The organism is Corynebacterium sp. KPL2734 (assembly GCF_040225595.1).
In the GTDB taxonomy this organism is placed as follows: domain Bacteria; phylum Actinomycetota; class Actinomycetes; order Mycobacteriales; family Mycobacteriaceae; genus Corynebacterium; species Corynebacterium rhinophilum.
The window spans coordinates 1-24,125 of record NZ_JBEHFO010000011.1; the positions used below are offsets into that span (position 1 = coordinate 1).

23 protein-coding genes and 3 pseudogenes are annotated in these 24,125 nt (G+C 59.8%); 14 read left to right on the forward strand and 12 right to left on the reverse strand.

Annotated elements, in window-relative coordinates:
• Positions 1-124 precede the first annotated feature (124 nt).
• Positions 125-244: pseudogene (locus tag ABRP88_RS11460) on the forward strand (IS3-like element IS3502 family transposase); the annotation flags it as partial.
• Positions 245-391: 147 nt separating this feature from the next.
• Positions 392-541: pseudogene (locus ABRP88_RS07990) on the forward strand (IS110 family transposase); the annotation flags it as partial.
• Positions 542-615: 74 nt separating this feature from the next.
• Here ABRP88_RS07990 and ABRP88_RS07995 read toward each other — a convergent pair.
• The 3 genes from ABRP88_RS07995 to ABRP88_RS08005 are packed head-to-tail and all read right to left on the reverse strand — an operon-like array spanning position 616 to position 3,443.
• Complete coding sequence (locus tag ABRP88_RS07995) at positions 616-1,380, reverse strand: ABC transporter ATP-binding protein (RefSeq protein WP_349836884.1); 765 nt, start codon at positions 1,378-1,380, stop codon at positions 616-618.
• Positions 1,373-2,260, reverse strand: coding sequence for an ABC transporter permease (locus ABRP88_RS08000; RefSeq protein ID WP_284785387.1), 888 nt, complete (start codon positions 2,258-2,260; stop codon positions 1,373-1,375). Before ABRP88_RS08000 ends, ABRP88_RS07995 begins: the two co-directional genes overlap by 8 nt.
• 13 nt (positions 2,261-2,273) lie before the next feature.
• Complete coding sequence (locus tag ABRP88_RS08005; protein ID WP_349836885.1) at positions 2,274-3,443, reverse strand: ABC transporter substrate-binding protein; 1,170 nt, start codon at positions 3,441-3,443, stop codon at positions 2,274-2,276.
• 227 nt (positions 3,444-3,670) lie between these two features.
• On the opposite strand from ABRP88_RS08005, the gene ABRP88_RS08010 reads away from it, so the two are divergent.
• Positions 3,671-4,216 (forward strand): OsmC family protein, encoded by a 546-nt coding sequence (locus ABRP88_RS08010; RefSeq protein WP_284610703.1) that lies wholly within the window; start codon positions 3,671-3,673, stop codon positions 4,214-4,216.
• 61 nt (positions 4,217-4,277) lie between these two features.
• Here ABRP88_RS08010 and ABRP88_RS08015 read toward each other — a convergent pair whose 3' ends face one another.
• The gene (locus tag ABRP88_RS08015; RefSeq protein ID WP_349836886.1) at positions 4,278-5,288 is read right to left on the reverse strand and encodes an o-succinylbenzoate synthase; all 1,011 of its coding nucleotides are present in this window, start codon (positions 5,286-5,288) and stop codon (positions 4,278-4,280) included.
• A 259-nt stretch (positions 5,289-5,547) separates the two neighbouring features.
• Between ABRP88_RS08015 and cas9 the strand changes: the two are divergent.
• The 8 genes and pseudogenes from cas9 (at position 5,548) to ABRP88_RS08055 (ending at position 14,708) form a co-directional block, all read left to right on the forward strand.
• Positions 5,548-8,848 (forward strand): annotated as a pseudogene (gene cas9, locus ABRP88_RS08020) (type II CRISPR RNA-guided endonuclease Cas9).
• Positions 8,849-8,850: 2 nt separating this feature from the next.
• Entirely contained in the window at positions 8,851-9,765 is a 915-nt protein-coding gene (cas1, locus tag ABRP88_RS08025) for a type II CRISPR-associated endonuclease Cas1 (RefSeq protein ID WP_349836887.1), read from the forward strand.
• A gap of 7 nt (positions 9,766-9,772) precedes the next feature.
• Positions 9,773-10,078 (forward strand): CRISPR-associated endonuclease Cas2, encoded by a 306-nt coding sequence (gene cas2 / locus ABRP88_RS08030; protein WP_349836920.1) that lies wholly within the window; start codon positions 9,773-9,775, stop codon positions 10,076-10,078.
• A 579-nt stretch (positions 10,079-10,657) separates the two neighbouring features.
• Complete coding sequence (locus ABRP88_RS08035; RefSeq protein WP_278724070.1) at positions 10,658-11,119, forward strand: DIP1984 family protein; 462 nt, start codon at positions 10,658-10,660, stop codon at positions 11,117-11,119.
• 300 nt (positions 11,120-11,419) lie between these two features.
• Positions 11,420-12,388 carry a 1,4-dihydroxy-2-naphthoyl-CoA synthase gene (locus tag ABRP88_RS08040; RefSeq protein WP_349836888.1) on the forward strand — a complete coding sequence of 323 codons (969 nt, stop codon included), beginning with the start codon at positions 11,420-11,422 and terminating at the stop codon, positions 12,386-12,388.
• Between the two features lie 15 nt (positions 12,389-12,403).
• Complete coding sequence (locus ABRP88_RS08045; RefSeq protein WP_023028231.1) at positions 12,404-12,544, forward strand: hypothetical protein; 141 nt, start codon at positions 12,404-12,406, stop codon at positions 12,542-12,544.
• A 66-nt stretch (positions 12,545-12,610) separates the two neighbouring features.
• Positions 12,611-13,747, forward strand: coding sequence for an o-succinylbenzoate--CoA ligase (gene menE, locus ABRP88_RS08050; protein ID WP_349836889.1), 1,137 nt, complete (start codon positions 12,611-12,613; stop codon positions 13,745-13,747).
• Positions 13,748-13,802: 55 nt separating this feature from the next.
• Positions 13,803-14,708: a 1,4-dihydroxy-2-naphthoate polyprenyltransferase gene (locus ABRP88_RS08055; RefSeq protein ID WP_349836890.1), complete on the forward strand. Its 906-nt coding sequence runs from the start codon at positions 13,803-13,805 to the stop codon at positions 14,706-14,708.
• An 18-nt stretch (positions 14,709-14,726) separates the two neighbouring features.
• Here the strand turns inward: ABRP88_RS08055 and ABRP88_RS08060 are convergent, their stop codons facing one another.
• A complete protein-coding gene (locus ABRP88_RS08060) occupies positions 14,727-15,050 on the reverse strand; it encodes a DUF4229 domain-containing protein (RefSeq protein ID WP_349836891.1) in 324 nt (107 codons plus the stop codon).
• 38 nt (positions 15,051-15,088) lie between these two features.
• On the opposite strand from ABRP88_RS08060, the gene ABRP88_RS08065 reads away from it, so the two are divergent.
• Positions 15,089-15,364, forward strand: a complete 276-nt coding sequence (locus ABRP88_RS08065; RefSeq protein WP_302525244.1) for a hypothetical protein — start codon at positions 15,089-15,091, stop codon at positions 15,362-15,364.
• On the opposite strand, the gene ABRP88_RS08070 is transcribed toward ABRP88_RS08065, so the two are convergent.
• The 7 genes from ABRP88_RS08070 to hemL form a co-directional block, all read right to left on the reverse strand.
• Complete coding sequence (locus tag ABRP88_RS08070) at positions 15,361-15,618, reverse strand: helix-turn-helix domain-containing protein (protein ID WP_023016668.1); 258 nt, start codon at positions 15,616-15,618, stop codon at positions 15,361-15,363. The two genes, ABRP88_RS08065 and ABRP88_RS08070, sit on opposite strands and share 4 nt — an antisense overlap.
• Complete coding sequence (gene ccsB, locus ABRP88_RS08075; RefSeq protein WP_349836892.1) at positions 15,619-16,695, reverse strand: c-type cytochrome biogenesis protein CcsB; 1,077 nt, start codon at positions 16,693-16,695, stop codon at positions 15,619-15,621.
• A gap of 82 nt (positions 16,696-16,777) precedes the next feature.
• Positions 16,778-18,409: a cytochrome c biogenesis protein ResB gene (locus tag ABRP88_RS08080; RefSeq protein ID WP_349836893.1), complete on the reverse strand. Its 1,632-nt coding sequence runs from the start codon at positions 18,407-18,409 to the stop codon at positions 16,778-16,780.
• Positions 18,410-18,416: 7 nt separating this feature from the next.
• Positions 18,417-19,220, reverse strand: coding sequence for a cytochrome c biogenesis CcdA family protein (locus ABRP88_RS08085; RefSeq protein ID WP_349836894.1), 804 nt, complete (start codon positions 19,218-19,220; stop codon positions 18,417-18,419).
• A complete protein-coding gene (locus ABRP88_RS08090) occupies positions 19,221-19,838 on the reverse strand; it encodes a TlpA disulfide reductase family protein (RefSeq protein WP_284642646.1) in 618 nt (205 codons plus the stop codon).
• Entirely contained in the window at positions 19,838-20,446 is a 609-nt protein-coding gene (locus tag ABRP88_RS08095) for a histidine phosphatase family protein (protein ID WP_349836895.1), read from the reverse strand. Before ABRP88_RS08095 ends, ABRP88_RS08090 begins: the two co-directional genes overlap by 1 nt.
• Positions 20,447-20,482: 36 nt before the next feature.
• The gene (gene hemL, locus ABRP88_RS08100; RefSeq protein ID WP_349836896.1) at positions 20,483-21,793 is read right to left on the reverse strand and encodes a glutamate-1-semialdehyde 2,1-aminomutase; all 1,311 of its coding nucleotides are present in this window, start codon (positions 21,791-21,793) and stop codon (positions 20,483-20,485) included.
• Positions 21,794-21,928: 135 nt separating this feature from the next.
• On the opposite strand from hemL, the gene ABRP88_RS08105 reads away from it, so the two are divergent.
• Positions 21,929-22,768, forward strand: a complete 840-nt coding sequence (locus ABRP88_RS08105; RefSeq protein WP_349836897.1) for an NAD(P)-dependent oxidoreductase — start codon at positions 21,929-21,931, stop codon at positions 22,766-22,768.
• A 115-nt stretch (positions 22,769-22,883) separates the two neighbouring features.
• Complete coding sequence (locus ABRP88_RS08110) at positions 22,884-23,924, forward strand: HNH endonuclease signature motif containing protein (RefSeq protein ID WP_349836898.1); 1,041 nt, start codon at positions 22,884-22,886, stop codon at positions 23,922-23,924.
• Positions 23,925-24,125 lie beyond the last annotated feature (201 nt).

Here is a 24,125-nt window from a genome sequence, read left to right on the forward strand (position 1 = left end):
TCGCATCCTGGTCAAATTTTCTTGGCATATTCCAGATTTCCCATCTACTCAAACGGAACAAAACCTGGGACACTTCACACAAGCATTTAGAAACTACTGCTCATCGTTAGGTGTACGCCAGTCCATGGGTGCGGTTGGAACGAGTGCCGATAATGCCCTGGCAGAATCATTTAACGCCACCTTAAAGCGGGAAGTACTGCGTGATAGGAAACTCTTTGAAAGTCCAATCAGCTGCCGCCAGGAAGTCTTTCGGTGGTGCATGGGCTACAACACCCGAAGGTGCCACTCCTGGTGCAATCTTGTAGCTCCTGATGTCTTTGAAGCCGAGACTTCAGCTACACTAACTAAAGCAGCACAGCTACCCCCGACGTGTCCACATTTCGGGGGTCAGGCCCTTATGTCGAATTCGCCCAATCGGGCTGGCAACAAAAAATTAAAGAACGCCCTATGGCAATCGTCTTTTGCATCGATCAGATTCCACGAGCGTTCCCGGCAATTCTATGAACGAAAACGCAAAGAAGGCAAAAGACTCAACGCCGCAGCAACCTAAAGTCAACACACCCCCAACAAGCCCACCCACGAAGTTGACAACCTATATAGGAACATCCTCTCGCTCTAGCCGTTTTCGAGCAGCCCAAGGAGCCGTTCGCGCAGCTCATTTTTGCGCTCCACCACCGCGGAGTCTTCGCTGCCGCTGCGCGGGCGGGGCAGCCCTACTTCGATGTCCTCGATGATGGTGGCCTCTGGCCCCGGCGACATCACCAAGATGCGATCCGAGAGCAGCACCGCCCCATCCACGTCGTGGGTGACCATGACCACCGTGCGGCGGTTTTCTTCCCACACATTTAGCAGCAGCGACTGCAGCTGGCGGCGGGTAAGCGCATCCAAAGCGCCGAAGGGCTCATCGAGCAATAGAATATCCGAGCCAATGGCAAAGGCGCGCGCCAAACCGACGCGCTGTTGCATGCCACCGGATAACCGCGACGGGCGCCTATCTGCCGCATGGCCCAAGCTGACCTCATCGAGGAAATCCTGTGCAATCTGGGTGCGCTCCGCCTTGGATAGTTCCGGGCGGGCCGAACGCAGTCCGAATTCGATATTCCCACGCGCCGTCATCCACGGCAGGAGCGCGTGATTTTGAAATACCACGCCGCGGTCTGGACCTGGGCCGGTGACGGCCTCGCCTCGCGCGCGCACCTCGCCGGTAGAGGGAAAAGCGAGGCCCGCGATCATATTCAGCATGGTGGATTTGCCAGAGCCCGATGGTCCCAGCAGGGATACGAACTCGCCTTCTCCAATGGATACGGAGGTATCCCCAATGATCTTGGTTGGGCCGTAGCTTTTAGTAATACCGGCAAACTCGATATGGGCATTAGTCATAGCGCACCACTTTCTGCAGGGAAGCAACGAGGTAATCCAGGGCCAATCCGATGACACCGATAAGCACGATGACCACAACGATGGCGTCAATATCAAGACGGTTCCACATATTCCAAACAAAGAAGCCGACGCCCTGGCCGCCGACGAGCATTTCCGCGGCCACGATGACCAACCAGGCGGTCGATAGCGATTGCCGCATGCCAGTGATAATCCCCGGCAGCGCCGCCGGGCCGACGATATAGAGGAGCTGTTGCATCCGGTTCGTGCCGAGCGTGGCCGCCAAGTTCTTATACGTGGGGTGAATCCCGCGGACCGCCTCGATGGTATTGAGCAGCGTCGGCCACAAGGCCGAAAGGATGATGACAAAGACGGCGGTATTCTCGGCATCGCGAAGCAATGCCAGGCCTAGCGGCAGCCATGCCAGCGGGGATACAGGGCGCAGGATCTGGACAAAGGGATCGGTCGCGCGGCGGAAGGTGTCCGAGGACCCCAGCCAAAAGCCCAGCGGAATAGCTATCACCATGGCGATGACAAAGCCAATGAGCACGCGGCGCAGGGAGGCCACCATGTGCCAAAAGATGCCCACCGAGGCCGACCCATCCCGGTAGAAGGGATCAGAAAGGATCTCTACGGCCCTATCCCAGGTGCGCGCGGGAGTGGGGGCGATATCTGAAAGCCAGCCCGCAGCTGCGACCGCCTGCCAGATGCCGATAAAAACAATAAAAAGCGCGATGCCCAGGCCCATCGCCTTCCACGGGCTATCCCGCCGCTTCTTGCGGCTGGCGTTGGCGGTGCGACCTGGACGGGACGTTGCTTGGGTGTCAGTGGAGTATGCAGTGCTAGTACTGGTGCTGGCGCTGTCATTTTTTACTGTGGTCATAAGGCAAGAGTCCTTAACGCTGGTATCCGGCGGTGGGGTGCAGGGGATCGAAGCTATGACCGTTGATTTTCACCGGGTCCGTGGTGAGATCGGCTTCGCGCGGTAAGACGGATTTCGTGACATCTAGCAACGCTTGGTCATCCATCCGCATCGCGCTTCCGCCCAGATCCCAGCGGGCCATTTGGGTGCCCATCCACGTAATTGCGGTGGCGGAGGTGCGGCCGCCAAACTTGATCATCTGTGGATCCACCGTGTCCTTGCCGTCCCAAGTGGTGTAGTTTCCGGCGAGCGCCCGCGAAATCAGCTCTTCCTTCTGGTTCAGGTACTTCTCCTTAGCCAGCATGGACGCCGATTCATGGACGTGGTCTGGGCTATCGACGTACTGCGCGCCTTCCTGCAGCGCCGCGACGACGCGGTCGCGCACGCCCCGGTCCACTTCCTTCGCCACGGCCACCGAACAACACGGGTGGTTTTCCCACATCTGGCGGGTGGGAACAAAGGCGCGGCCCGAGCCGGTAGTCAGGGCGCGCTGGTTGAAGGGCTCTGGGCCAATAAACCCGTCGATGGTGCCTACCGATAGTTGGGCCACCATATCGGCCGGGCGCAAGAGGCGCAGTTCCACATCAGAGACCGGATCCACCCCGCCGGCCACGAGGTAATCGCGCAGCAAGAGCGCATGCACCGAATACTCAAAGGGGATGCCTAGCACCATGCCCTTTAGATCCTCAGGCCGCGACACGGTATCCAGGTGGGAGGTGGACAAGGTCAGTGCCTGCCCGTTGGTGTTTTGCGTAAAGGCCAATTCGGTGGGCCGGGAGGCATTGGTAGCCCCGGCATCGATGACCAGCGGCATGGGCGAGAGCATGTGCGCCACGTCTAAGGCGCCGGTGGCATAGGCGGTCCAGAGATCCGCCCACCCCGCGAATTTGCGCAGCTCAACGTTGAGGCCCTGCTTTTCAAAGGCGCCCAGGCCATCGGCCGCGACCAATGGTGATGCGCACGCAATGGGTACGAATCCGATGGTGAGGGTTTCCCCGCCCTGCCCGGATTGTCCAGGCTGGGCCTTGTCCTCCTGCCGCGGCGTGGAACATGCGGATAGCACCTGCGAGCCTACTGCTACCCCGCCCATTGCCACTGCGCTGCGCAGTATCTGCCGTCGCGACAGCTTCCGATTGTGAACCATGCGTCCTTTCTTAAATAGACCAAGTGGTTTGTTCAGAACGAACCTAGGCCAGGCACACTACGGTGTCAATTTCTAAATTCACAGGTCAGGAAATACGGCGCAATCATTTATATTCACTCTAGACCTGGCGTTCTCTACAAAATAGACCTCTCGTTCTAGATTTATATTTGCCTTCGCGTTACCATGGCGCCATCAGTTAATAAACATCTGATACAAGGAGCAATTTAATGTCTGATCTCACCCCGAACCACAAAGAAGGCGACGCTCTCGAGCCCATTGACGGCGAGAAGCTCAACGACCTAGCACAGAAGAACATCGACAACCCGGAGGGTGCCAAGAAGCACGTCCGTTCCCACACTGAGGCTGACGGTTTCTTCCGCAATAACACCACCGTGCGCGACCACACCATCAAGGTGGGCGAGCCTTTGCCGCTGCTTGGCGATGACTCCGCACCCAACCCCACCGAGGTCGCTCAGGCTGGTCTTGGTGCCTGCATCAACGTTGGCATCCAGGCCATCGCCCAGCACCGTGGCGTTACCCTGACCAAGCTGGAGCTCGACATCGTCGGCGACATCGACCTCTCCCCAACCTGGGGAGTTGGTGACTTGGGCGAGGACAAGCGCCCAGGCGTTTCCGACGTCAACGTTAAGGTCAACATCGACGGCGACGCCGACCAGGAGACCCTGCAGAAGATCGTGGACGACGCCATCAAGTGGTCCCCGGTTGTTAATACCTACACCCGTCCGGCCAACCTCACCCACGAGTTGGTCTAAGGTTTAGATAGATAAAGCGCCTGGCATATGCCAGGCGCTTTTCTTATGCTTTCAGGCGCAACTACAGGTGCTGCCACGATTCCCGGAGGCGCTCGAACCACCACTCGCGGCGGTTGGCCGGTGCAGCCAAGGAGGACAGGCGGTCCGGTTCTGGGGCAAGGATCTCGGCGCGCAGGTGCCCGTCGTGTAGCTGGCGGGGCGCGGTGACGTCTTCTTCGAAAAGGCTTCCCGTGGCCAGGCCCGCTGCGGCCGGGGTGACGTCGATTTCCTCGTCGTCAAAGATTTGCGGCAACGCCGCCACCGCCGCCAGGCCCATATTGATACCGATGGAGGTATCCAGCGCCGAGGCCACCGTAATATCCATATGCCGTTCGCGCAGGTGCTGTGCCACGTCGAGGACGCGACGCACCCCGCCCAGCGGCGCGGGTTTGACCACCGCCACATCGGCTGCCTGCAGATCCGCAACGCGGTACGGATCCTCCACCTTGCGAATGGATTCATCCGCGGCCACGCGCACAAAAAGGCCGTTGCGCATGAGCTGCCTGCGCACCTCCACCAATTCTTCCGCGTTCGCGCAGGGTTGTTCCATATAGTCCAGCGGCATGAGCGCTTGGGCGGCTTCTACTGCCTCGGCCACGCTCCAGCCGCCATTGGCGTCCACGCGCAGCACAGGAATAACGCCGCGGGCGCTGACGTGATCGCGGACGGCGTGGACGCGCGCGATGTCATCGGCAAGCATCTGGCCTTTCTCCGCCACCTTGATCTTGAACGTCCGGCAGCCGGGATAGCGATCCACAATCGCCGGTACCTCGCTGGCGGGAACGGCGGGAATGGTGGCGTTGACCTCTACCCACTCTCGGACAGGCTCCGGAAATCCCTCGTAAGCCGCTTCCAACCCGGCGCGCAGCCACGCGGCCGATTCCGCGGGCCCGTATTCCAGGAACGGCGCAAATTCACCCCAACCGGCAGGCCCTTCAATCAGCAACGCCTCCCGCGTGGTGATGCCGCGAAACTTCACGGCCAGCGGGAGGGAGACTACGTGGGCGCGGTCGAGAACGTCATCGATGTTCATAAGGTCATGGTAGCTGGCATTCCTTACCCCCAACTAAGAAGGGATGTCCACACTGGCTCATCGGAACTACTCAGCAGGGTTAATTTTTACCCCCAATGGGTGGATATATTCTGCCTAATCTACAAATGCTACGGATAATGAGATATATTCTTATATGAGAACTGAACCTCAGTAAGCGTCGGCTCGTTTCCGGCGTCGAATGAATGCTCCAGCCGAACCTTCGGGTTCGGCTTTTCTCATATCTGAAAGGTCTTTCCCCTTGTCCCTCTCCTACCGCGTTGGTATCGATGTTGGCACCTACTCCTTGGGATGCACCGCCATTGAAGTAGACGATAAAGACCAGCCAATCAATATCCTGAGCTCGGTATCGCTTATCCACGATTCTGGACTAGATCCAGATCAGCAAAAGCGGGCGGTAACGAGGCTTGCTTCTTCTGGCGTAGCTCGACGAACTCGTCGCCTTTATCGTCGCCGTCGTCGCCGCATGATAAATCTGGAAAAATTTCTCACCTCCCAAGGATGGGAAACTCGCCCCTTTGAGCATTACTCCAATCCATATCTCCCTTGGAACGCACGCGTTGCGTTAGTCAATGGATATATCGCCGATGATGCCCAACGCGGCAGGTACCTCTCTATCGCTTTCCGCCATATTGCCAACCACCGTGGCTGGCGGAATCCGTACTGGAAAGTATCGAGCTTGTACTCCCCCGACAAGCCGAGCGATGCCTTTGAACAGATCCGCAAAGAACTCGAGAAGTCTACTGGCCGCAAGATCCCGGAGACCATTACCGTTGGCCAATTAATTTCCTTTGCCCAGTTTGGCAAGGACCGGCTACGCGGTGGTGGGAAGAAAAAGGATAAAAAGAAACCACAGGAGCAGGTTAATCAGGCCGTAATCTCGGCCCGGCTTCATCAGATTGATCATGCTCGTGAAATCAACGAAATCTGCCGAGTGCAGAAAATTGATGACACCCTGCGAAAGCAGATTTTAGATCTTGTCTTCGCCGCAGAATCTCCCAAGGGCGCACAAATTGGGCGCGTAGGAAAAGACCCGCTGCAACCAAAGCTACTCCGTGCTCTAAAAGCTTCGGATGCTTTTCAGCAATACCGAATCGCTGCTTTGGCTGGAAACCTGCGTATCTACCGCGACGGTGTTTCTACTCCTCTCGACCGAGACGAAAAACTCATCGTCTTTAACTACCTAATCAACCTCTCTCATAAAGAGGAACCAACATGGCTCAAGGTTGCCGAGGTCTTAAACATCGACAGAGGCCAGCTCCGTGGTACTGCCACGATGACCGATGATGGTGAACGCGCCGGCGCTACGCCCCCGGTGCACGACACCAACAGAACTATCCTGGGATGCAAGGTAAAACCTCTCGTGCACTGGTGGGAAGGCGCCAACGACGATGAGCGTGCTGCAATGCTAAAGTCCCTATCTAACTCCGAGGTGGAAGACTTCGACTCCCCAGCCGGAGCACAAGTTCAAGCATTCTTCGCCAATTTAGATGAATCTGAACAAGAGAAACTAGATTCCCTTCACCTCCCAATTGGGCGTGCTGCATACAGTGAAGACACTTTAATGCGCCTGACTAGCCGAATGCTCGACGAGAATTTGGATCTTTATGAAGCCCGCCTAGCTGAGTTTGATATCCCCAAAGACTGGGCACCTCCCGCGCCTCGAATTGGCGAACCCGTTGGAAATCCAGCCGTAGATCGTGTCCTTAAAGGAGTGGCACGGTGGTTAGAAGCTGCAGCAGATGAATGGGGGGGCTCCCAAATCTGTGGTCATTGAGCATGTTCGCGATGGCTTCATCAGTAAATCTAAGGCCAATGAAATTGACCGAGCTAATAACACCCGCCACCAGCGGAACCGAGAGCTCTTCAAGCAAATGCAGGAAAACCTAGGCATCGACGGAAAACTGCGTAGTTCAGACTTGTGGCGCTACCAATCCGTACAAAGGCAGAACTGCCAATGCGCATACTGCGGTTCTCCTATTACCTACACAACCTGCGAGATGGACCATATTGTTCCGCGTGCGGGCGAAGGCTCTACAAATACCAGGGACAACTTGGTTGCCACCTGCCACCGCTGCAACCTTGCAAAGAAGAACATTCCTTTTGCTGTGTGGGCTGCGCAAACCAATATTCCAGGGGTCAGCGTCAAAGAGGCACTTGATAGGACACGACACTGGTCAGAAGACTCCGGAATGACTTCAAAAGACTTCAAGAAATTCCGCAAGAATGTCTGCGACCGGTTAAAACGCACCGTTGTCGATGAACCTTTAGATGCTCGTTCCATGGAATCAGTAGCGTGGATGGCAAATGAGCTGCGCGGCCGAGTGGCACAACGGTTCCAGGAAGAAAATACTGTGGTCAACGTCTACCGTGGTGAGCTTACTGCAGAAGCGCGCCGAGCTGCAGGCATCTCCGACAAGCTACGGTTTATTGACGGAACTGGAAAGTCCCGACTCGACCGACGTCACCATGCAGTCGATGCGGCAGTCGTTGCGTTTACCCAAAACTATGTCGCGGAAACCCTAGCCATTCGTTCCAATAAAAAGCGTGAAGCTCAGCTTCTACAGGCTACCTCACAATGGAAAGAATTCACCGGATCCGATGCAGAACACCGCGCTGCGTGGAATGCTTGGCTTCCCAAAATGCAAAAACTGGCTGTCCTGCTGCAAAAGGCATTGGATGAAGATCGCATCGCCGTCACCTCCAACTTGCGTTTACGCCTAGGAAACGGGCGTGCACACGAAGATACCATTGGCGAATTGAAGACCATCCGAGTCGGCGACGCCATCTCCGTCACCGATATCGACCGAGCCTCTAGTGAAGCTTTGTGGTGTGCGCTTACCCGCGAACCGGACTTCGATGAAAAGAACGGACTCCCAGAAAATCCAGGTCGCCGGATCCGCATTCACGGTACTTGGTATGAGGCAGAAGATGAGATTGAAGTCTTCCCCATAGCTGCTGGCGCCATCAAGGTTCGTGGCGGCTATGCCGAGCTGAGCCGCTTCCACCATGCACGCATTTACAAAATTCCCGGCAAGAAAGCGCCAGTTTACTGCATGCTTCGCGTCTATAACACCGATCTCATTCGACACCGTCATGAAGACCTGTTTTCTGTTGAGATCCAACCGCAAACCATGTCTGTCCGACAAGCAGAACCGAAGCTCCGAAAGGCACTGGCAGAAAATACAGCAGAGTACCTAGGTTGGCTCGTCACCGATGACGAGCTGGTCATTGATACGTCTAAGTTCAATACAGGCCAAATCGTGGAGATGCAAAGCGAATTCAGTCAAATTCAGCGTTGGCGATTGGCTGGATTTGATTCATCTTCAGTACTACGACTCCGCCCACTTCAAATGAGTGCCGAAGGATTACCCAAGGATGCCGCGCCAGGATCGAAGACAATTATTGAAGGAAAGGGATGGCGTCCATCTGTCAACAAACTCTTTAGTACGGGAGGAATAACGGTAATTAGACGTGATGCATTGGGCAGAGTAAGGCTAAAGAGCAGTGCACATCTGCCTATTTCTTGGAAGGCGGAGTAAAAATGAATGCTGGATGGCGAGTAATAGACTGTCTGAACCTCCACGGTTCACTTCGATATTCTCGAGGTCAACTCGTCATCAGCAAGGACGATGCTGACGATGTCGTCATACCCCTATCTCAAATTGCAGTTGTTCTTATCGGTTCTAGGAGCTCAATCAGTGGTGCCGTACTTCAGAAATTCGGTGACTATGATATCGCTTTAATTGTCTGCGATTGGCGAGGCGTTCCAGTGTCCGGGGCTTATCCGTGGAATCAGCACTCAAGATTGGGCGCACGACAGCAAGCACAAGCTCAGCTTTCTGTCCCTAAAAAGAAGCAGGCTTGGACTCGGATAGTCGCAGCCAAAATACATGGTCAGGCGTCCGTGTTGAAAGCTTTGCAAAAGACCGGCGCCGATGAACTGATTAAACTATCTCGCACTGTGAAATCCGGAGACCCTGAAAATCGAGAGGCCCTAGCAGCCCGAAAATATTGGTCTTGTCTTTCGCATGATCAAGCATTCTCACGCTTACCTGGCGCTGGCGATCCTGGTTGGAATTCCGCTTTAGATTACGGCTATACGCTCTTGCGCGGCTACGGAATTCGTGCCATCGCTGGTGCTGGGTTGTCTGGAACACTGGGCGTGTTTCATCATGGCCGCGGAAATAATTGGGCTCTTGTGGACGATCTCATGGAGCCATTCAGACCTATGGTGGACCAAATCGTGTTCACAAACATCAACTATGGCGCGGAACTAGATGCTGCACAAAAGACGGCAATTTCCACTGCTCTAACTTGGGCCTTCGAAGCTGGTGGAAAGTCATTAAGCACCGTTTTTAATGAATTTGGCCAGCACTATGGTCTGTATGTCGAGGGAGCAGTTCGTGACTTAAGCGTGCCCCGTTGGGAAGGAATCCTCGATGCCAGCGAAGGATAGTGAGCCAATGTGGTGTGTGGTGATGTTCGACCTGCCTGTTAAATCTAAGAAACAAACCAGTGAGGCAAACAAATTCCGAAACCATCTCTTGGACCTCGGATTCTGTAGATCCCAACTAAGCGTTTATGCCCAATACTTCCCACTTTCTTCTAGGATTGCCTCGACCGTCAAACAAATAAAGACTGCTCTCCCAGAAGGTGGCGATATCAGGATAGTTTCCGTCACTGATAATCAGTGGGCAAAAGCCATCAGATTTTCTAAGGCAGAGCCCTCTGAAGTAGAGGAAAAGCCTTCCCAACTCGTAATTTTTTAAAGCAAGATCGCCAATAAACTCCAGTTAAACGGCCCTTTTCGGGCCGCACTGAAGTCTATCAGGGGTAATGAGAACTGAACCCCAGCACATGACCACCTTGCCCAGGCTGCAATGGAAGTCTATCAGGGGTAATGAGAACTGAACCCCAGCAAGCACACCGCTTCTACGACCTCATGGCGAAGTCTATCAGGGTAATGAGAACTGAACCCCAGCACGTACTTTGTCACGCGTGCGCAGTCGCGAAGTCTATCAGGGGTAATGAGAACTGAACCCCAGCAAGCGCCTCACCGATGCCAAGTGCGCCCGAAGTCTATCAGGGGTAATGAGAACTGAACCCCAGCAAACTTCCCCATGGACGTGTTGCTGGCAGAAGTCTATCAGGGGTAATGAGAACTGAACCCCAGCCCGCCGTAACCCCATCCTTGGATATTTGGAAGTCTATCAGGGGTAATGAGAACTAAGCTCTGACTGGGAGATCCACAAGCGATGCGTTCACAGCTTCACTTTCGTGTCTCAGCCCCATTGACCCCAGCCCCCACCCAGGCTACGTTAGTTCCTACCTACCCTGAAGGAGGAACCATGTTACTGGCAGAGGCATTAGCAGAGCGCGCGCAGGCGCAGGAGCGGCTCAATGAGCTGCGCGAGCGCCTGCTCTCCGTCGTGCGCGTGCAGGAGGGCGATACCCCGGACGAGGATCCGGCCGAGCTTTTGCGCGAGTTGGAGAGCATTACCGGGCGCATCGATAAGCTCGTGCAGGCCATCAATGCCACGAACGTGGCCACCGATTTTGATGGCGAGAGGAACTTGATGCAGGCGCTGGCGCTTCGCGATGGCCTCGTGCGCACCCGCCGCATCTACCACGACCTCGCCCAAGCCGCGGGCGCGCGCCAGGACCGCTACTCCCGCGCGGAGATTAAGTTCGTGGCCACGCTTCCGGTAGCAGAGCTGCGCAAGCGGGTCGATGACCTGTCCAAGCAGTACCGGGAGCTTGATACCCGCATCCAGCAGTTGAACTGGAATACGGAACTGATAACTCCATAGCGAAGCTTTAGTCATGCCACGCCGCGCGCGTGGCGGTAGCCTTTGCGCACTTGCAGCGAGTATGCCCCCGCCTTCGAGGGGAAATTCGAGGACATCTAGGCACCCTTTGGCGTTAAAGGGTTGAGGAAGTTCGAGTCTTCCCACCGTATTGATGACCGCGCCGGCATAGGGTACACGGGTACATTGCGGGAAACCCTCGCAGTTATTGAGTATCGATTATTACCAGCATGCTGGGCAGTGCGTAGAGGTGAGGGTTGGGAATGGGGACTAAACTTTTTCGCGCCCACTATGCTGGGCGCTATGAGCGAGCAGAAGAATTACAGCACCGAAAATCCATTCCGCGAGGAATTGTGGCGCCCAGTTGAGGGCTTTGAGGATCTCACGGACGTCACCTACCACCGTCTGGCGGCGGACGGTCGGAAGAATGGGATTGTGCGCATCGCCATCGACAGGCCGGAGGTGCGCAATGCTTTCCGGCCGCACACCGTGGATGAGCTGTATCGCACTTTGGATCACGCCCGCCGCACCCCGGATGTGGGCACGATCTTGCTTACCGGCAATGGGCCCTCGCAAAAAGATGGCGGCTGGGCGTTTTGTTCCGGCGGTGACCAGCGCATTCGTGGGCGCTCAGGGTATCGCTATGCCACCGAGCACGTCCACGACGATGCCACGGCGGATGAATCCAGCGTCGATGAGGCCCGCGCCAAGGTAGAAGGCGGCCGCCTGCACATCCTGGAGGTCCAGCGCCTTATCCGCACCATGCCGAAGGTGGTTATCGCCGTGGTCAATGGGTGGGCCGCCGGCGGCGGGCACTCGCTGCACGTGGTCTGCGATATGACCGTGGCCTCCCGCCAGGAGGCGCGCTTTAAGCAGACGGACGCGGACGTTGGATCCTTCGATGCGGGCTATGGCTCGGCCTACCTGGCCAAGATGGTGGGCCAGAAATTCGCCCGCGAGATCTTCTTTTTGGGCCGCACCTACGATGCCCAGCGCATGTATGAGATGGGCGCGGTCAATGAGGTCGCGGACCATGGCGAGCTCGAGGATGCCGCCATCCGCATGGGCCAGGAAATCAATATGAAGTCCCCCACCGCCCAGCGCATGCTGAAATTCGCGTTCAACCTCACCGATGATGGCCTGATGGGCCAGCAGGTCTTCGCCGGAGAGGCCACCCGCTTGGCCTATATGACCGATGAGGCCGTCGAGGGCAAGCAGTCCTTCCTAGACAAGCGCGAGCCCAACTGGGACGAGTTCCCTTACTACTACTAAGGAGTACCCCGCACCGTGCTCATCGCATTTTGTATCCTGCTCGCGGTCCTCGCCGTCGCGGGCGTGCTCGGCTCCCGCGTGTGGATGCTGCGCCGCATTAAGGAGGCCGAGGCCAATAACGAGCGGCCCTTTGATCAGGAGGACACGTACCGCTGATTCCTGCATCGACTCACCCCGGCCGCAACCGGGGTTTGTCCCGCCGTGGCCTTAAGATCTAGTTCCGTGACTATCCTCGCCCCCTTGCCCGTCGATCCGCATGACCCCGCGGCCATCCTGCCGGACCTCGAATCCGCCATTGCCGGTAGGTCCTGCTTTTTGCCGCTGCCGCTTGCCGATGCCACCCGCGCCACCCTCCTGCGCAATTCCCAGCGCGCCGGCGAGCCCATCGCCGAGGACATCGCGCTCGTGGTCTCCACCTCCGGGTCCACCGGCACCCCAAAGGGCGCGCAACTAACGCCGGCCAACCTGGTCGCCAGCGCCGATGCCACTCACCAGGTCCTCGGCGGCCCGGGGCAATGGCTCTTGGCGATGCCCGCCCACCACATCGCCGGCATCCAGGTTCTCGTCCGCTCCCTGGTGGCCGGGGTGGATCCGCTCTGCCTCGATCTCAGCGCGGGCTTTAATATCTCTTCCTTCGCCCGCGCCGCCGCGGAGCTCTCCCGCACCGGCGACCGCACCTACACCGCGCTCACCCCGCTGCAGCTGGCCAAGGCCATGGATGTGCCGGAGGGCATCGATGCGCTCCAGAGTTTCGACGCCATCTTGGTGGGCGGTGCCGCCATCCACCCGCGCCTGCACGCCGCGGCCGCGGACCAGGGCATCACTATCACCACCACCTACGGTTCCTCCGAGACCGCCGGCGGCTGCGTCTACGATGGCCGCCCGCTGCCCGGGACGACCGCCCGCGTCCAGGACGGCCGCATCTTACTCGGCGGGCCCACCATCGCGCAGGGCTACCGCAATGCCCCAAGCCACGAGGCTTTTCCCGGAAACGGGTGGTTCGCCACTTCCGATGCCGGCGTCATCGAAGATGGCATCCTTACCGTCACCGGACGCCTCGATAATGTCATCGACTCCGGCGGGCTGAAACTGCACCCAGAGGTCTTGGAACGCGAGATCCTCCGCGTACCGGGTGTTGCCGAGGCGTGCGTCGTCGGCATCCTGCACCCGCGGCTGGGCCAGGCCATCGTGGCCGCCTATACCGGTGATGCTGAGCTTGGCGATATCTTCGAAGCCCTCGAAGACGCCGAACTCCCCCGCTGGCAGCTGCCTAAAGACTTAAAGCACCTCGCGGAATTTCCCACCACCGGCCCCGGCAAGGTTGACCGCCAGGCCGTCGCCGCCCTCTTTAACGCCTAGCCCCACCGCAGGCCCCAGCTTCCTGATTGCTTTACGCCCACTACGCAGTGGCACAATGGTGGCTATGACTTCATCAGCCGGTAATTATTCCGCGACCGCCAAGGATTGGATCAATGGCGCTCGCCCGCATACATGGGCCAATGCCTTCGCACCCGTTATCGCAGGTACGGGCGCAGCTTTCGGCATTAGCGGCGGGCATATCGGCCGCGCGCTGCTCGCGCTCATCGTGGCGTGGGCGCTTATCATCGGCGTGAACTATGCCAATGACTACTCCGATGGCATCCGCGGCACCGATGATGACCGCACCGGCCCGCAGCGGCTGACCGGCAGCGGGCTTGCGCAACCGCGCCACGTGAAATACGCCGCGTTCGGGTGCTTTGCCGTCGCCGGTTTGGCCGGAATCATCCTGTCGCTGGTGGCTGGTGCCTGGTGGCTGATCCTCATCGGCGCGCTGTGCATCGCCGGCGCGTGGTTTTATACCGGCGGCAAGAACCCCTACGGTTACCGCGGTTTGGGCGAGGTCGCCGTCTTTGTATTCTTCGGCCTCGTCGCCGTGCTGGGCACCGAATTTACCCAAGCCGGCCGCATTTCCTGGACGGGCCTGGCCCTGGCCATCGGCATCGGCGCCATGAGCTCCGGGGTGAACCTGGTCAATAATATCCGCGATATTCCCTCCGATGCCGAGGCCGGCAAGATCACCCTAGCGGTGCGGCTGGGCAATAAGAACGCCCGCCTGCTCTTTACCGGCCTGCTGCTTTTGCCCTTCGTGCTCACCATCGCGGTTGCCTTCGGCAGCTGGCTCGCGCTCGCCGGCCTGGTCTACTTCCCGTTTGCACTCCGCGCGGTGCGCACCGTCAATCGCGGCGCCACCGGGCCCGAGCTCATCCCCGTGCTGGGGCTGACCGGGCGCGCCATGCTCATCTGGGCAGTAATCGAGGCTATCGCCGTCGCCCTAGTGTAGGCCTCTAGGCTTGCGCGCCTAGGCTTCCGCGCGGCCTTCCAATTCGGCCTGCACCCACTGCTTATGCGCCTTGCGTTGCGCGGAGTATTCCGCCAGCGTCTGCGTGGCCTCGATGCGCCAGTTTTTAAATATCAGCATCGATAGCGGCAGGGCGACAAAGAGCGCCAGGAGCGCCGCCACGAGGACGGGGATGGGGAAACCAATCATTACCGCCAGCAGCTCGATAACCGCGGTGAGCGCGATAAAAAGCACCACGCGCGCGAGCCCGTATTTCCATAGCGCCTTGCGGGAGCGACGGCGCAGTTCGGGGTCCGGTTTTGGTGGCTCAGGATTGTGCGTCATGGGGGTCGATTGTACGCCGTACAGGTAGAATAATCTGCATGGGTCGACTAATCCTCCTACTGCTTTTTGTCCTCGCCGCCTACCTGGTGTGGAAGGCCTTTGGGCCATCATCCTGGAAGTCCCGCCAGGTTGAAGAACAACCGCGTTCCATCAAGGGCCCCGACGATGATGAGGAGTTCCTGTGGAACCTGGAAAAGGAGCGCTTCAAGCAGCGCCGCAAGCAGGAGGCCGAGGAAGAAAAACGCCGCCAGCGCCGCACTCGCGACGCCGACGGCAATAATGGTTCAAAGGGCCAGGACGACAACCAGGATTAATCCTTTGGCACGAACCGCATCTCAAGTCCCAGCGCTTCTGCCACGGCGGTAACCTTTTCCCACCGCACACCGGCCCCGCCGTGTTCGATGGTGTGGAGGGTGGAGCGGGAGACCTGGGCGGCATCGGCAAGCTGCTGCTGGACGATGCCCAACTCACGCCGCCGCTGCGCAATCTGCGCTCCCAAGCCCAAGATGAGCTCGTTATCGCCGGCGGGCTTTCCCTGTTTATTACGCGGGCTATGGTTGGTAGCCATTTAGTTCAGCCCCGCATAGGAGTGCAGGCCGGAGACCACCATATTGATAAAGAAGAGGTTGAAGACCATCACCGCCATCGCTAGGACGTTGATCCACGGCGCCGCCTTGCGGAAGGCCGGGGTCGCACGCGCGTGCAGGTAGGCCGCATAGAGGATCCAGGTGGCAAAAGACACGGTTTCCTTCGGGTCCCAGCCCCAAGGGCGGCCCCACGCGGATTCGGCCCAGATGGCGCCCAAGATGATGCCCAGGCCCAGGGTGGGCAGGGTGATAACGCCCAAGCGGTATGCCAGGCGGTCAATCTTGGCCGCGGACGGCAGCGGATAAGCCAGCGCGCCAAAGAAGCCACGCTCCGCGTCCTTTGGCTGCCACTGGCGCAACAGGCTCAAAAGCGAGGCGATGCCGGAAACGATGCCGATGGACGCGCCCAAGGACACCACCGTGACGTGGATGGGCAGCCAGTGCGACTGCAGCGCCGGCACCACCGGTGCGGAATCCGCATAGAGCTTGGTGGAACCGTAAAACATCAGCGCCAGGACCGGGGTAAGGATCCACGGCCAGACCGTGCGCCATTCCTTGCGCTGCATGGCCATATTGCCCACCAGCAGCACGCCGAAGCACACCATCAATACATATTCGTAGAGGTTGCCAAATGGGAAACGGCTCGTAGCCAGCCCGCGCAGCACGATGGCCGCGGCGTGCAGGGCAATGCCAACCCACATCAGCGAGGTGGTCATGCCGCCGAGCTTATCCAGCTTGCGTTCCTTTTCCGTGACCTTTTTCTCGCTCATGGTTGCTGCCGCGGAGGCTGCCTCAGCTTCGTAATCGGTGCTGGCATCCGTTGCGCCCGTGCCGGTTGCAGCGTCAGAGCCGGTGGCGGTAGCGGTAGCGGTGCCAGCCTCGGCCCCTGCGCCGACCAATACCTTGGACGCCTCCGAGCGGCCCACGCGGCGCGCCTCGATGAGGCTGCGTATGCGGCCGTAGTACAACAGCGACATCAATAGCGCGACGCAGTACACCACGAATGCGGTCTGCACCGCGAGATCCGAGAAGTTCGACAGATTCTGATCAATCTGCAAGGGAGTCCACCTAGCCTTCACACGTGCGGGATAACGCTGATTACCTTACTCATGCAAGCAGCGGGATCCAACTATAGTTGGATCAATCATCAGTATAGAGTTTGTCTTCTTCCACCTCATCTGGATCCGGAAGCTCCAAGAGCGCGCGGTGCAGCTCGTGGAATTCCTCGGACCAGCCGGCGCGGTCGGTGCGAGCAAGACCACCCATCTCGATGGTGGTGCCGCCGGCAGACTCCGGCCGCAGGCGAATATAGACGCGGCGGCGCTTAATCATCAGCGAGGCCACGAGGGACACCAGCATGATCAGCGATGATGCCAGCACCCACTTCTGGAATGGGTCATAGGAGACCTGGTAATTGGCAAATTCATTGGCACCGTCAAAGGTGATCTTGGTGCCATCATCAAGCGTGACGTCATCGCCCTGGCTCAGGTTCACGCGGTCGATCTTCTGCAGCTGCCCCGAGTGCACGAGGCTTGAATCCAGCGAGAAGAGCGACTGCGGCGTACCGGTATCGAGGCCGGCATCACCGCGGTAGATATCGACCGCCAGCGCAGGATCGTTCAGGCCCGGGTGGGAGGACTGCAAAAGCTTGCCGTTCTCACCGCTCCACTCGGCCGTCGGGGCGAAAAGCCCCTGGATGGCCAGCTGGTTTTGGCGGCGCTCGAAAAGGTCCGGGTACATGCCCGCAGGCGGGTCAAAGCGCAGCACGCCCGAAGACAGGAAGAAGGTCGTGTCAGTGGGCTGGAATTGGATGGTCTGCGTGCGCTTTTCCCCATCCGGCCACTCCACCGTCACCGTCGGTGCATAGCCGTGGCCCTGCAGATAGACGCGGTTTTGCGCCAGGCGCAGCGGGTGGTTGACCTTGAGCTCATAGTCCTTCCATTCGGAAGGATCCTTATAAATATCGTCGCCTTCCGCATAGGAGACATTGGAGGTGAACATCTCCGCTTGGCCATTGGGAAGGTACTTCGCGGTGAAGTCATGCGCGGTCATGCAGAAGGGGTGGAGCCCGGTGCCATCGAAAAGCGGCCCTGCCCGGAAGGAGTCAAAGTTCGAGGTGGAGGTATTACAAAACTCCGTGGACTGCTCCAGCGAGGTATTGCCGCCCTGCGAGCCGGATTCCGTAACCACGATGACCTGGCCTTCGTAGTTGACCAGGCGGCCGGCAGCTACGGTGACCAGGATCGCCACCAGGGCGACGTGGAAAATGAGGTTGGCCAGCTCGCGGCCGTAGCCGCGCTCGGCGGAAAAGGCGTGCACCCCGGCGCGGTCCTTATCCGGGCTGTATTCGGCCACGCGCCACTTTTTCAGGCGCTTGTAGATCTCCGCGCTGAGTTCTTCCTCGCTCTTATCCGAATGCCCCTCGGCACTTAGCGGCAGGCGGTGCAGGTACTTCGGCGCGCGCGTGGGCTGCGTGCGCCACGCCTTGTAGTGATCGATGGAGCGCGGAATGATGCAGCCAATAAGCGAGACCGCCAAAAGCAGGAAGATGGCTTGGAACCAGATGGAGGAAAAGACATCAAAAAGCTGCAGCTTATCGTAGATTTCCGCTACGGTGCCATTGGATTCGATGAACTCCTGCACGTTCTGCTCGTTAAGGTCGCGCTGCGGCAAGAGGGAGCCGGGGATGGCGGCGAGCGCTAGCAGGAAAAGCAGGGCCAGCGCGGTGCGCATGCTGGTAAGCCAGCGCCAGGCTTTGCGGATATATTTCACGTTTCTCCTAAATGAGGGTTGCGCCGTAGTCCACGGTCCATTTCTGGATATAGGAAATAAACTCGCCCCACAGGCCGGTAATCAGGGCAACGCCCACGAGGATCATCGCCACGCCGCCAATGATCTGAATGGTGCGCGAGTGCTTGCGGGCCCACGAAATGGTGCGCATCGCCCGCGCGGACCCCAGCGCCACCAGCAGGAACGGCAGTCCAAGGCCCAGGCAATAGCCCACGATGAGCAGGGCGCCGCGGGCGGCGGTCATGCCTTCGGTGCCGGCGGAAATGGACACAATCGCCGCCAGCGTGGGTCCCAGGCACGGCGTCCAGCCCAGCGCGAAAACGCCGCCCAAAAGCGGCGCGCCCAGCCACGTGGTCCAGCGCTTTGGCGCCAGGCGGGTATCTTTCTGCAGCGCTGGAATAGCCCCCAGGAAGACCACGCCCATCAAGATGGTGACGCCGCCGCCCACGCGCATCAGCGTATCGGCGTTGAGCGTGAGCGCGGAAATCGCGCCAAAGACCGAGACCGTCGCCAGCACAAAGACCACGGTAAAGCCCAAGATAAACAGTGCTGCCGCCAGAACGACGGCCCATTGCCTGCGCTTGCCGACGCCCACCCCCAGCTTCTCGTCATAGTTCACCTCACCGCCAACCACGCTGGCGAGGTAGGAGATATAGCCGGGCACCAGCGGGATGACGCAGGGGCTGGCAAAGCTGACAAGACCCGCCAGAGCCGCGGCGAGGATGCCGAGGATCAACGGGCCGGAGGTGGCAGCTTCGGCAAACGAACCGCCGATATTTGCTGCGTATTCCATTTATTCCTTTTCTAATTCATCCACAACATCCATCACGTCATCGGTGGTGATGGACCGCAAGAAAACGGTAGCCGGGCGGTGTTGTTTATCCAAGACGATCGTGGTCGGCACCACGGACGTAGGTACGCCGCCTAGCGCGGCGGCCGTCTTAAACGGCGGGTCATAGATGGAGGGGTAGTCCAGGCCGTTATCGTCCAAGAAGTCATTGGATACCTGCGGGTTATAGTCGCGCACGTTGATGCCTAGGACCGTGCCCAAGTCACGTTTTTGCAGCTCGGCGTGCACCGCCTGCAGGTCATCGGCCTCGGCGCGGCACGGCGCGCACCACTGACCCCAGGAATTCAAGACCACGACTTCGCCCTCGTAATCGTCCAAGGAAATGGTCTTATCCGTATCGCGGACGTCCGCGCCGCTAAAACTGCGCAGCGGTTTCCTATCGGCTTCCTCGTAGTGAATTTCCCGCTCCCCGCCCGGGGAGATGAATTCGAATTCGCCGCCGGTAGCCACCGCGTTCTGTGCGTTGTCGGCGTCCTGCGTGCAGGCGGAAAGGGTCAAGGCGGTTACAGAAAGCGCGGCTGCCACAACGCGCGTTGCCGCACGGGTGCGTGTGCGTGCCATTAAATCTCCTGCGCCGGCGCGGAGTAGAAGATATCGGTGACCTGGTTATCCTCAAAGAGCAGCGAGGTTACCGAGGCCAGCGCACACTCGCGGTTCCACGGCGCATGCGGCAAGCGCTGGCCCAGCACCGTGCGCTGCACCATCACGATGGGCAGCTGGTGGCTCACCAGCACGGCCTCGTGCCCCTCCGCCGCGGTATGCGCGCGGTCGACCGCACCGAGCATGCGCTCGGCGATGCCCTCATAAGCCTCACCCCACGACGGCTCCAGCGGGTTGACCATCTTGGGCCAGTGCCGCGGGTTCCACAGCGCCGAGCGCAAGCCCTTGGTGCGCAGGCCTTCGAATTGGTTGCCGGATTCAATGAGCGTCTTATCGACGTCCACATTTAACCCCGTCACCTGCGCAATCGGCCGCGCCGTTTCCTGCGCGCGCTGCAGCGGCGAGGCCGCCAAATAGGTCACATCATGATTGCGAAAGCTTTCCGCCGTGCGCGCGGCCATGGAATGCCCGCGCGAGGATAGGTGGTAGCCCGGGATGCGCCCGTACAGGATCTTTCCCGGGTTGTGTACCTCGCCATGGCGCACGAGGTGAACGATGGTGCGTGTCATGTCTCTCCTTGTTGAGTAGGCCTAATTGCGCAGGCCTTATTGTGCGGGACGCGCTGCGGCCGCGGCCTTCGCGGCGGGCTTGAGGGCGGAATCGATGCGCTCAAAGTCGGCATCGCCAAGAGCATCAGAGACGAACCAAGTCTCGAACGCGCTCGGTGCCACGTAGATGCCATTTTCAAGCAGCGCGTGGAAGAACGGGGCAAAGCGGAAGTTCTCCGCGGCCTGCATGTCCGCAAAGTTGCGGCCCTCGCCCTCTGCAAAACGAATGGAGAACATAGATGCCGCACGCTGAATGTGGTGCGCCACGCCCTCGGCCTCCAGCGCGGAGGAAATCATCGCGCCGAGCTGGTCGGCCTTTTCCTGCAGGCGGGGGTAGAGGGATTCATCGGCAAGCTGCAGCGACTTCAGGCCTGAGGCCATCGCCACCGGGTTACCGGACAAGGTGCCCGCCTGGTAGACCGGACCGTCCGGCGCCAGGTAGTCCATGACCTCGGCGCGACCACCAAAGGCCGCAGCCGGCAAGCCACCAGAGACCACCTTGCCAAAGGTCACTAAGTCCGCCGCCACGCCATCGACGCCGTACCAGCCCTTATAGGAGGTGCGGAAGCCGGTCATGACCTCGTCAAGGATGAGCAGGGCACCATCGGCATGCGCGATCTCCTTCAGTGCCGCGTTGAAGCCCTCATTCGGGGCCACGGTGCCCATATTGCCGGCAGAGGCCTCCGCAATGATGCAGGCAATCTGGCCCTCGTTCTCCGCAAAAGCCTCGCGCACCGCATCCAGATCGTTATAAGGAACGACGATAGTGTCCTTCGCCGTCGCCCCCGTAACGCCCGGCGAATCCGGCAGGCCGAACGTCGCCACGCCCGAGCCTGCCGATGCCAACAGCGCATCCACGTGCCCGTGGTAGCAACCCTCAAACTTCAGCACCTTCGCGCGGCCCGTATAGCCGCGGGCCAAACGCACCGCCGACATGGTTGCCTCCGTGCCGGAGTTAACCATGCGCACCTTATCGGCCGCGGTGCGCTTGACGATTTCCTCCGCCAGCAGCGCCTCGCCCTCCGTCGGCGTGCCGAAACTCAGCCCGCCGGTGGCAGCCTGCTGCACAGCCTCGACGATTTCCGGGTGCGCATTGCCGTGGATCATCGGGCCATACGAGCTCACGAGGTCGACGTACTCATTGCCGTCGACATCCCACAGGCGCGATCCCGCGCCCCGCTCAATCACGCGGGCCTGGCCGCCCACGGAGCCGAAAGCGCGCACCGGCGAGTTCACCCCGCCCGGGATCACTTTGGAGGAACGCTCGAACCACTGTTGCGACTGGGAAGTATTAGGCATGTCTGTCATTCTAGCGACTCGCGCGCCATACAAAAGTTTGACTGTGCATGTCGGCGTAATTCACAGCAACCCACAAAGCTTCCCCGCGGTTCCATGACACGTCATAGAAACAGCATTCCCGCTGAGATGGCACACTGGGGAGGTATGAAGATTGCATTTTTAGGAACCGGACGCATGGGCACCGAGCTTGCCCGACACCTACTAACTGAACACGAGCTGACGGTGTGGAACCGCACCGCCGAGCGCGCGCAGCCCCTCGTGGATGAGGGCGCCGCGCTCGCCGATACCCCCGCCGCCGCCATCGAGGGCGCCGAGGTCATCATCACCTCCCTCTTTGGCCCTGACCAGATCCGCGAGGTGGTCATCGAGCCGCAGCTCATCCCCGAGGGCATTACCTGGATCGACACCACGACGGTCTCGCCTGACGATGCCCGCGAGTTCGCCGCCGCCGTCGGCTCCTACGTCCACTCCCCCGTCGTGGGCTCGCTGGGCCCGGCGCGGGAAGGCAACCTGGGCGTTTATGTCGGCACGCCTGACGATGACCGCCGCGAGGTCGCCCTCGGCCTTGCCGAGGCCTGGGCCGGCGAAGAGAAGCTGATTGGGGTGGAAACGGCGGCGACGGCGGCCATCGGCAAGCTGCTGGCCAACCTTGCTCTAGCCGTGACCGCCGAAGGCCTGCTCGAGGCCCTGCAGCTCGGCGAATCCGAGGGGCTCGATTCCGAGGTCATCCTGCAGATGCTCGACATCACCGGCCTGTCGTTCATGTCGAATATGAAAGGCCCGTTCATCACCGGCGAGCGCAATACCGACCCGGGCGATTTCACCGTCGACGCCTTGGCCAAGGACGCCAAGCTCATGGAGAAGACCTCCGACAAGCCCCTGCCCGCCGTATCCGCCGCCATCGAGCGCTTCGCCGAGATGCAGGACATGGGCCACGGGAACCAGGACTTCTCGTCCATCTTCGTTTTCCGCAATAAGGGCTAGTTATTCACATGTCGCGTCAACGAACCGCGGCTTTTTAGCGCTTTTGGGCCGAGTTATCCACAGGCTCCACCCGCGCGCCGCGCTTTAGTTGCGCTATCACCTTAGGCTGCGGGGCATGACAGCACTTCAGGCATACCTCGCGGCCTTAGCGCCCGGCATCGACATCGTCGCCGGGTGCACTGGCATGTCCGCCCGCGAGCTACGCGCGGCCGGTGCGCCGAACCGGACTGCGCGCACGCTGCTCACGCTTGCCGATGCCTTCTTCTCCCCCACCTCCTTTTCCCGGCAACAACGCCGCGCCGTGGCCGCCGCCCGCGAACACGCCCACGCGCTGCCAACGCTGGAGGTTATCGAGCGCTACGCCACGCGCGCCAAGACCAAGCGCCAGGCGTGGCAGCTGCGGGTGGAGCTCTGCCGCACCGCTGCGGATACCGATGAGATGGAAAAACTCGCGCGCAAGAAGCTGCGTGAAATCAATCCACCCACCCCACCGCGCCCCGGCGTGCGCATTCGCCGCCGCAAGGACGCGCCGTGGACGCTCGCGATTACAGGGCCGTCCTCCCTCATCGCGGACTTAGAGTCCAATCTGGACGAGGATGCGCCTTTAGATTCCGTCGCGGGGCTTTTCTCCGGCTCCGCCGCCCCGCGCCCCACGGTGACGACCAATGCGATCATCACGCTCGACGAGCTCGACCGCATCATCGACGGTGACGGCGAGGAAATCACCATCCAACTCACCAATGGTGCGCGGCTTACCGGCGCCGAATTGGTCGCGCGCACGCTTTCCGAGCGTGGCCTTATCACCCTCGTGCATCCCTTCGAGGGCGCGGTGAACCTCTACCGCACCGAGCGCATGGCCAACGAGAAGCAGCGGCTCATGGCCGCCGCCGAAAATCCTGTCTGCCCGTGGCCGCGGTGCAACTATCCCGCGGATAAGTGCCAAATCCACCACCTAGAAGCCTGGCAGCACGGCGGCGATACCAATATGGCCAACCTTGCGGCCTGCTGCCCGTACCACAACGGCGTCAACGACGATGACCCGAATGCACCGCCGCGCCGCGGTCGCCTCGCCCGCAGACGCGGGCGGGTGGTGTGGCAACCACCATGGGCCGATGCCGTGCCCGAAGCCGTGCCCGACTCCAGCGCCGAAACCTAGCGCCCAGGCCCCAACCGGCATTCCCGGCCGAGGGGTCAGGCCCTAGCACATGCCAATTATCTGCGCGCATGTCAGGTTTCCGCACGCGCGTGCATTGGCCACAAGCGCCTGGTCAGGCAGCAGTAACCCTGCTGCCTGTTTAGGCATGCCCAAATCCGACTCGCTGCTTCTTCGAATCGCGTCGCGGTTCAGCCGAGACAC

Coding starts and splice junctions, on each gene's coding strand:
- ABRP88_RS07995 (WP_349836884.1), bottom strand. CDS start 1,380: ATGACTAATGCCCATATCGAGTTTGCCGGTATTACTAAAAGCTACGGC.
- ABRP88_RS08000 (WP_284785387.1), bottom strand. CDS start 2,260: ATGACCACAGTAAAAAATGACAGCGCCAGCACCAGTACTAGCACTGCA.
- ABRP88_RS08005 (WP_349836885.1), bottom strand. CDS start 3,443: ATGGTTCACAATCGGAAGCTGTCGCGACGGCAGATACTGCGCAGCGCA.
- ABRP88_RS08010 (WP_284610703.1), top strand. CDS start 3,671: ATGTCTGATCTCACCCCGAACCACAAAGAAGGCGACGCTCTCGAGCCC.
- ABRP88_RS08015 (WP_349836886.1), bottom strand. CDS start 5,288: ATGAACATCGATGACGTTCTCGACCGCGCCCACGTAGTCTCCCTCCCG.
- cas1 (WP_349836887.1), top strand. CDS start 8,851: ATGAATGCTGGATGGCGAGTAATAGACTGTCTGAACCTCCACGGTTCA.
- cas2 (WP_349836920.1), top strand. CDS start 9,773: ATGTGGTGTGTGGTGATGTTCGACCTGCCTGTTAAATCTAAGAAACAA.
- ABRP88_RS08035 (WP_278724070.1), top strand. CDS start 10,658: ATGTTACTGGCAGAGGCATTAGCAGAGCGCGCGCAGGCGCAGGAGCGG.
- ABRP88_RS08040 (WP_349836888.1), top strand. CDS start 11,420: ATGAGCGAGCAGAAGAATTACAGCACCGAAAATCCATTCCGCGAGGAA.
- ABRP88_RS08055 (WP_349836890.1), top strand. CDS start 13,803: ATGGTGGCTATGACTTCATCAGCCGGTAATTATTCCGCGACCGCCAAG.
- ABRP88_RS08060 (WP_349836891.1), bottom strand. CDS start 15,050: ATGACGCACAATCCTGAGCCACCAAAACCGGACCCCGAACTGCGCCGT.
- ABRP88_RS08065 (WP_302525244.1), top strand. CDS start 15,089: ATGGGTCGACTAATCCTCCTACTGCTTTTTGTCCTCGCCGCCTACCTG.
- ABRP88_RS08070 (WP_023016668.1), bottom strand. CDS start 15,618: ATGGCTACCAACCATAGCCCGCGTAATAAACAGGGAAAGCCCGCCGGC.
- ABRP88_RS08085 (WP_349836894.1), bottom strand. CDS start 19,220: ATGGAATACGCAGCAAATATCGGCGGTTCGTTTGCCGAAGCTGCCACC.
- ABRP88_RS08090 (WP_284642646.1), bottom strand. CDS start 19,838: ATGGCACGCACACGCACCCGTGCGGCAACGCGCGTTGTGGCAGCCGCG.
- ABRP88_RS08095 (WP_349836895.1), bottom strand. CDS start 20,446: ATGACACGCACCATCGTTCACCTCGTGCGCCATGGCGAGGTACACAAC.
- hemL (WP_349836896.1), bottom strand. CDS start 21,793: ATGACAGACATGCCTAATACTTCCCAGTCGCAACAGTGGTTCGAGCGT.
- ABRP88_RS08105 (WP_349836897.1), top strand. CDS start 21,929: ATGAAGATTGCATTTTTAGGAACCGGACGCATGGGCACCGAGCTTGCC.
- ABRP88_RS08110 (WP_349836898.1), top strand. CDS start 22,884: ATGACAGCACTTCAGGCATACCTCGCGGCCTTAGCGCCCGGCATCGAC.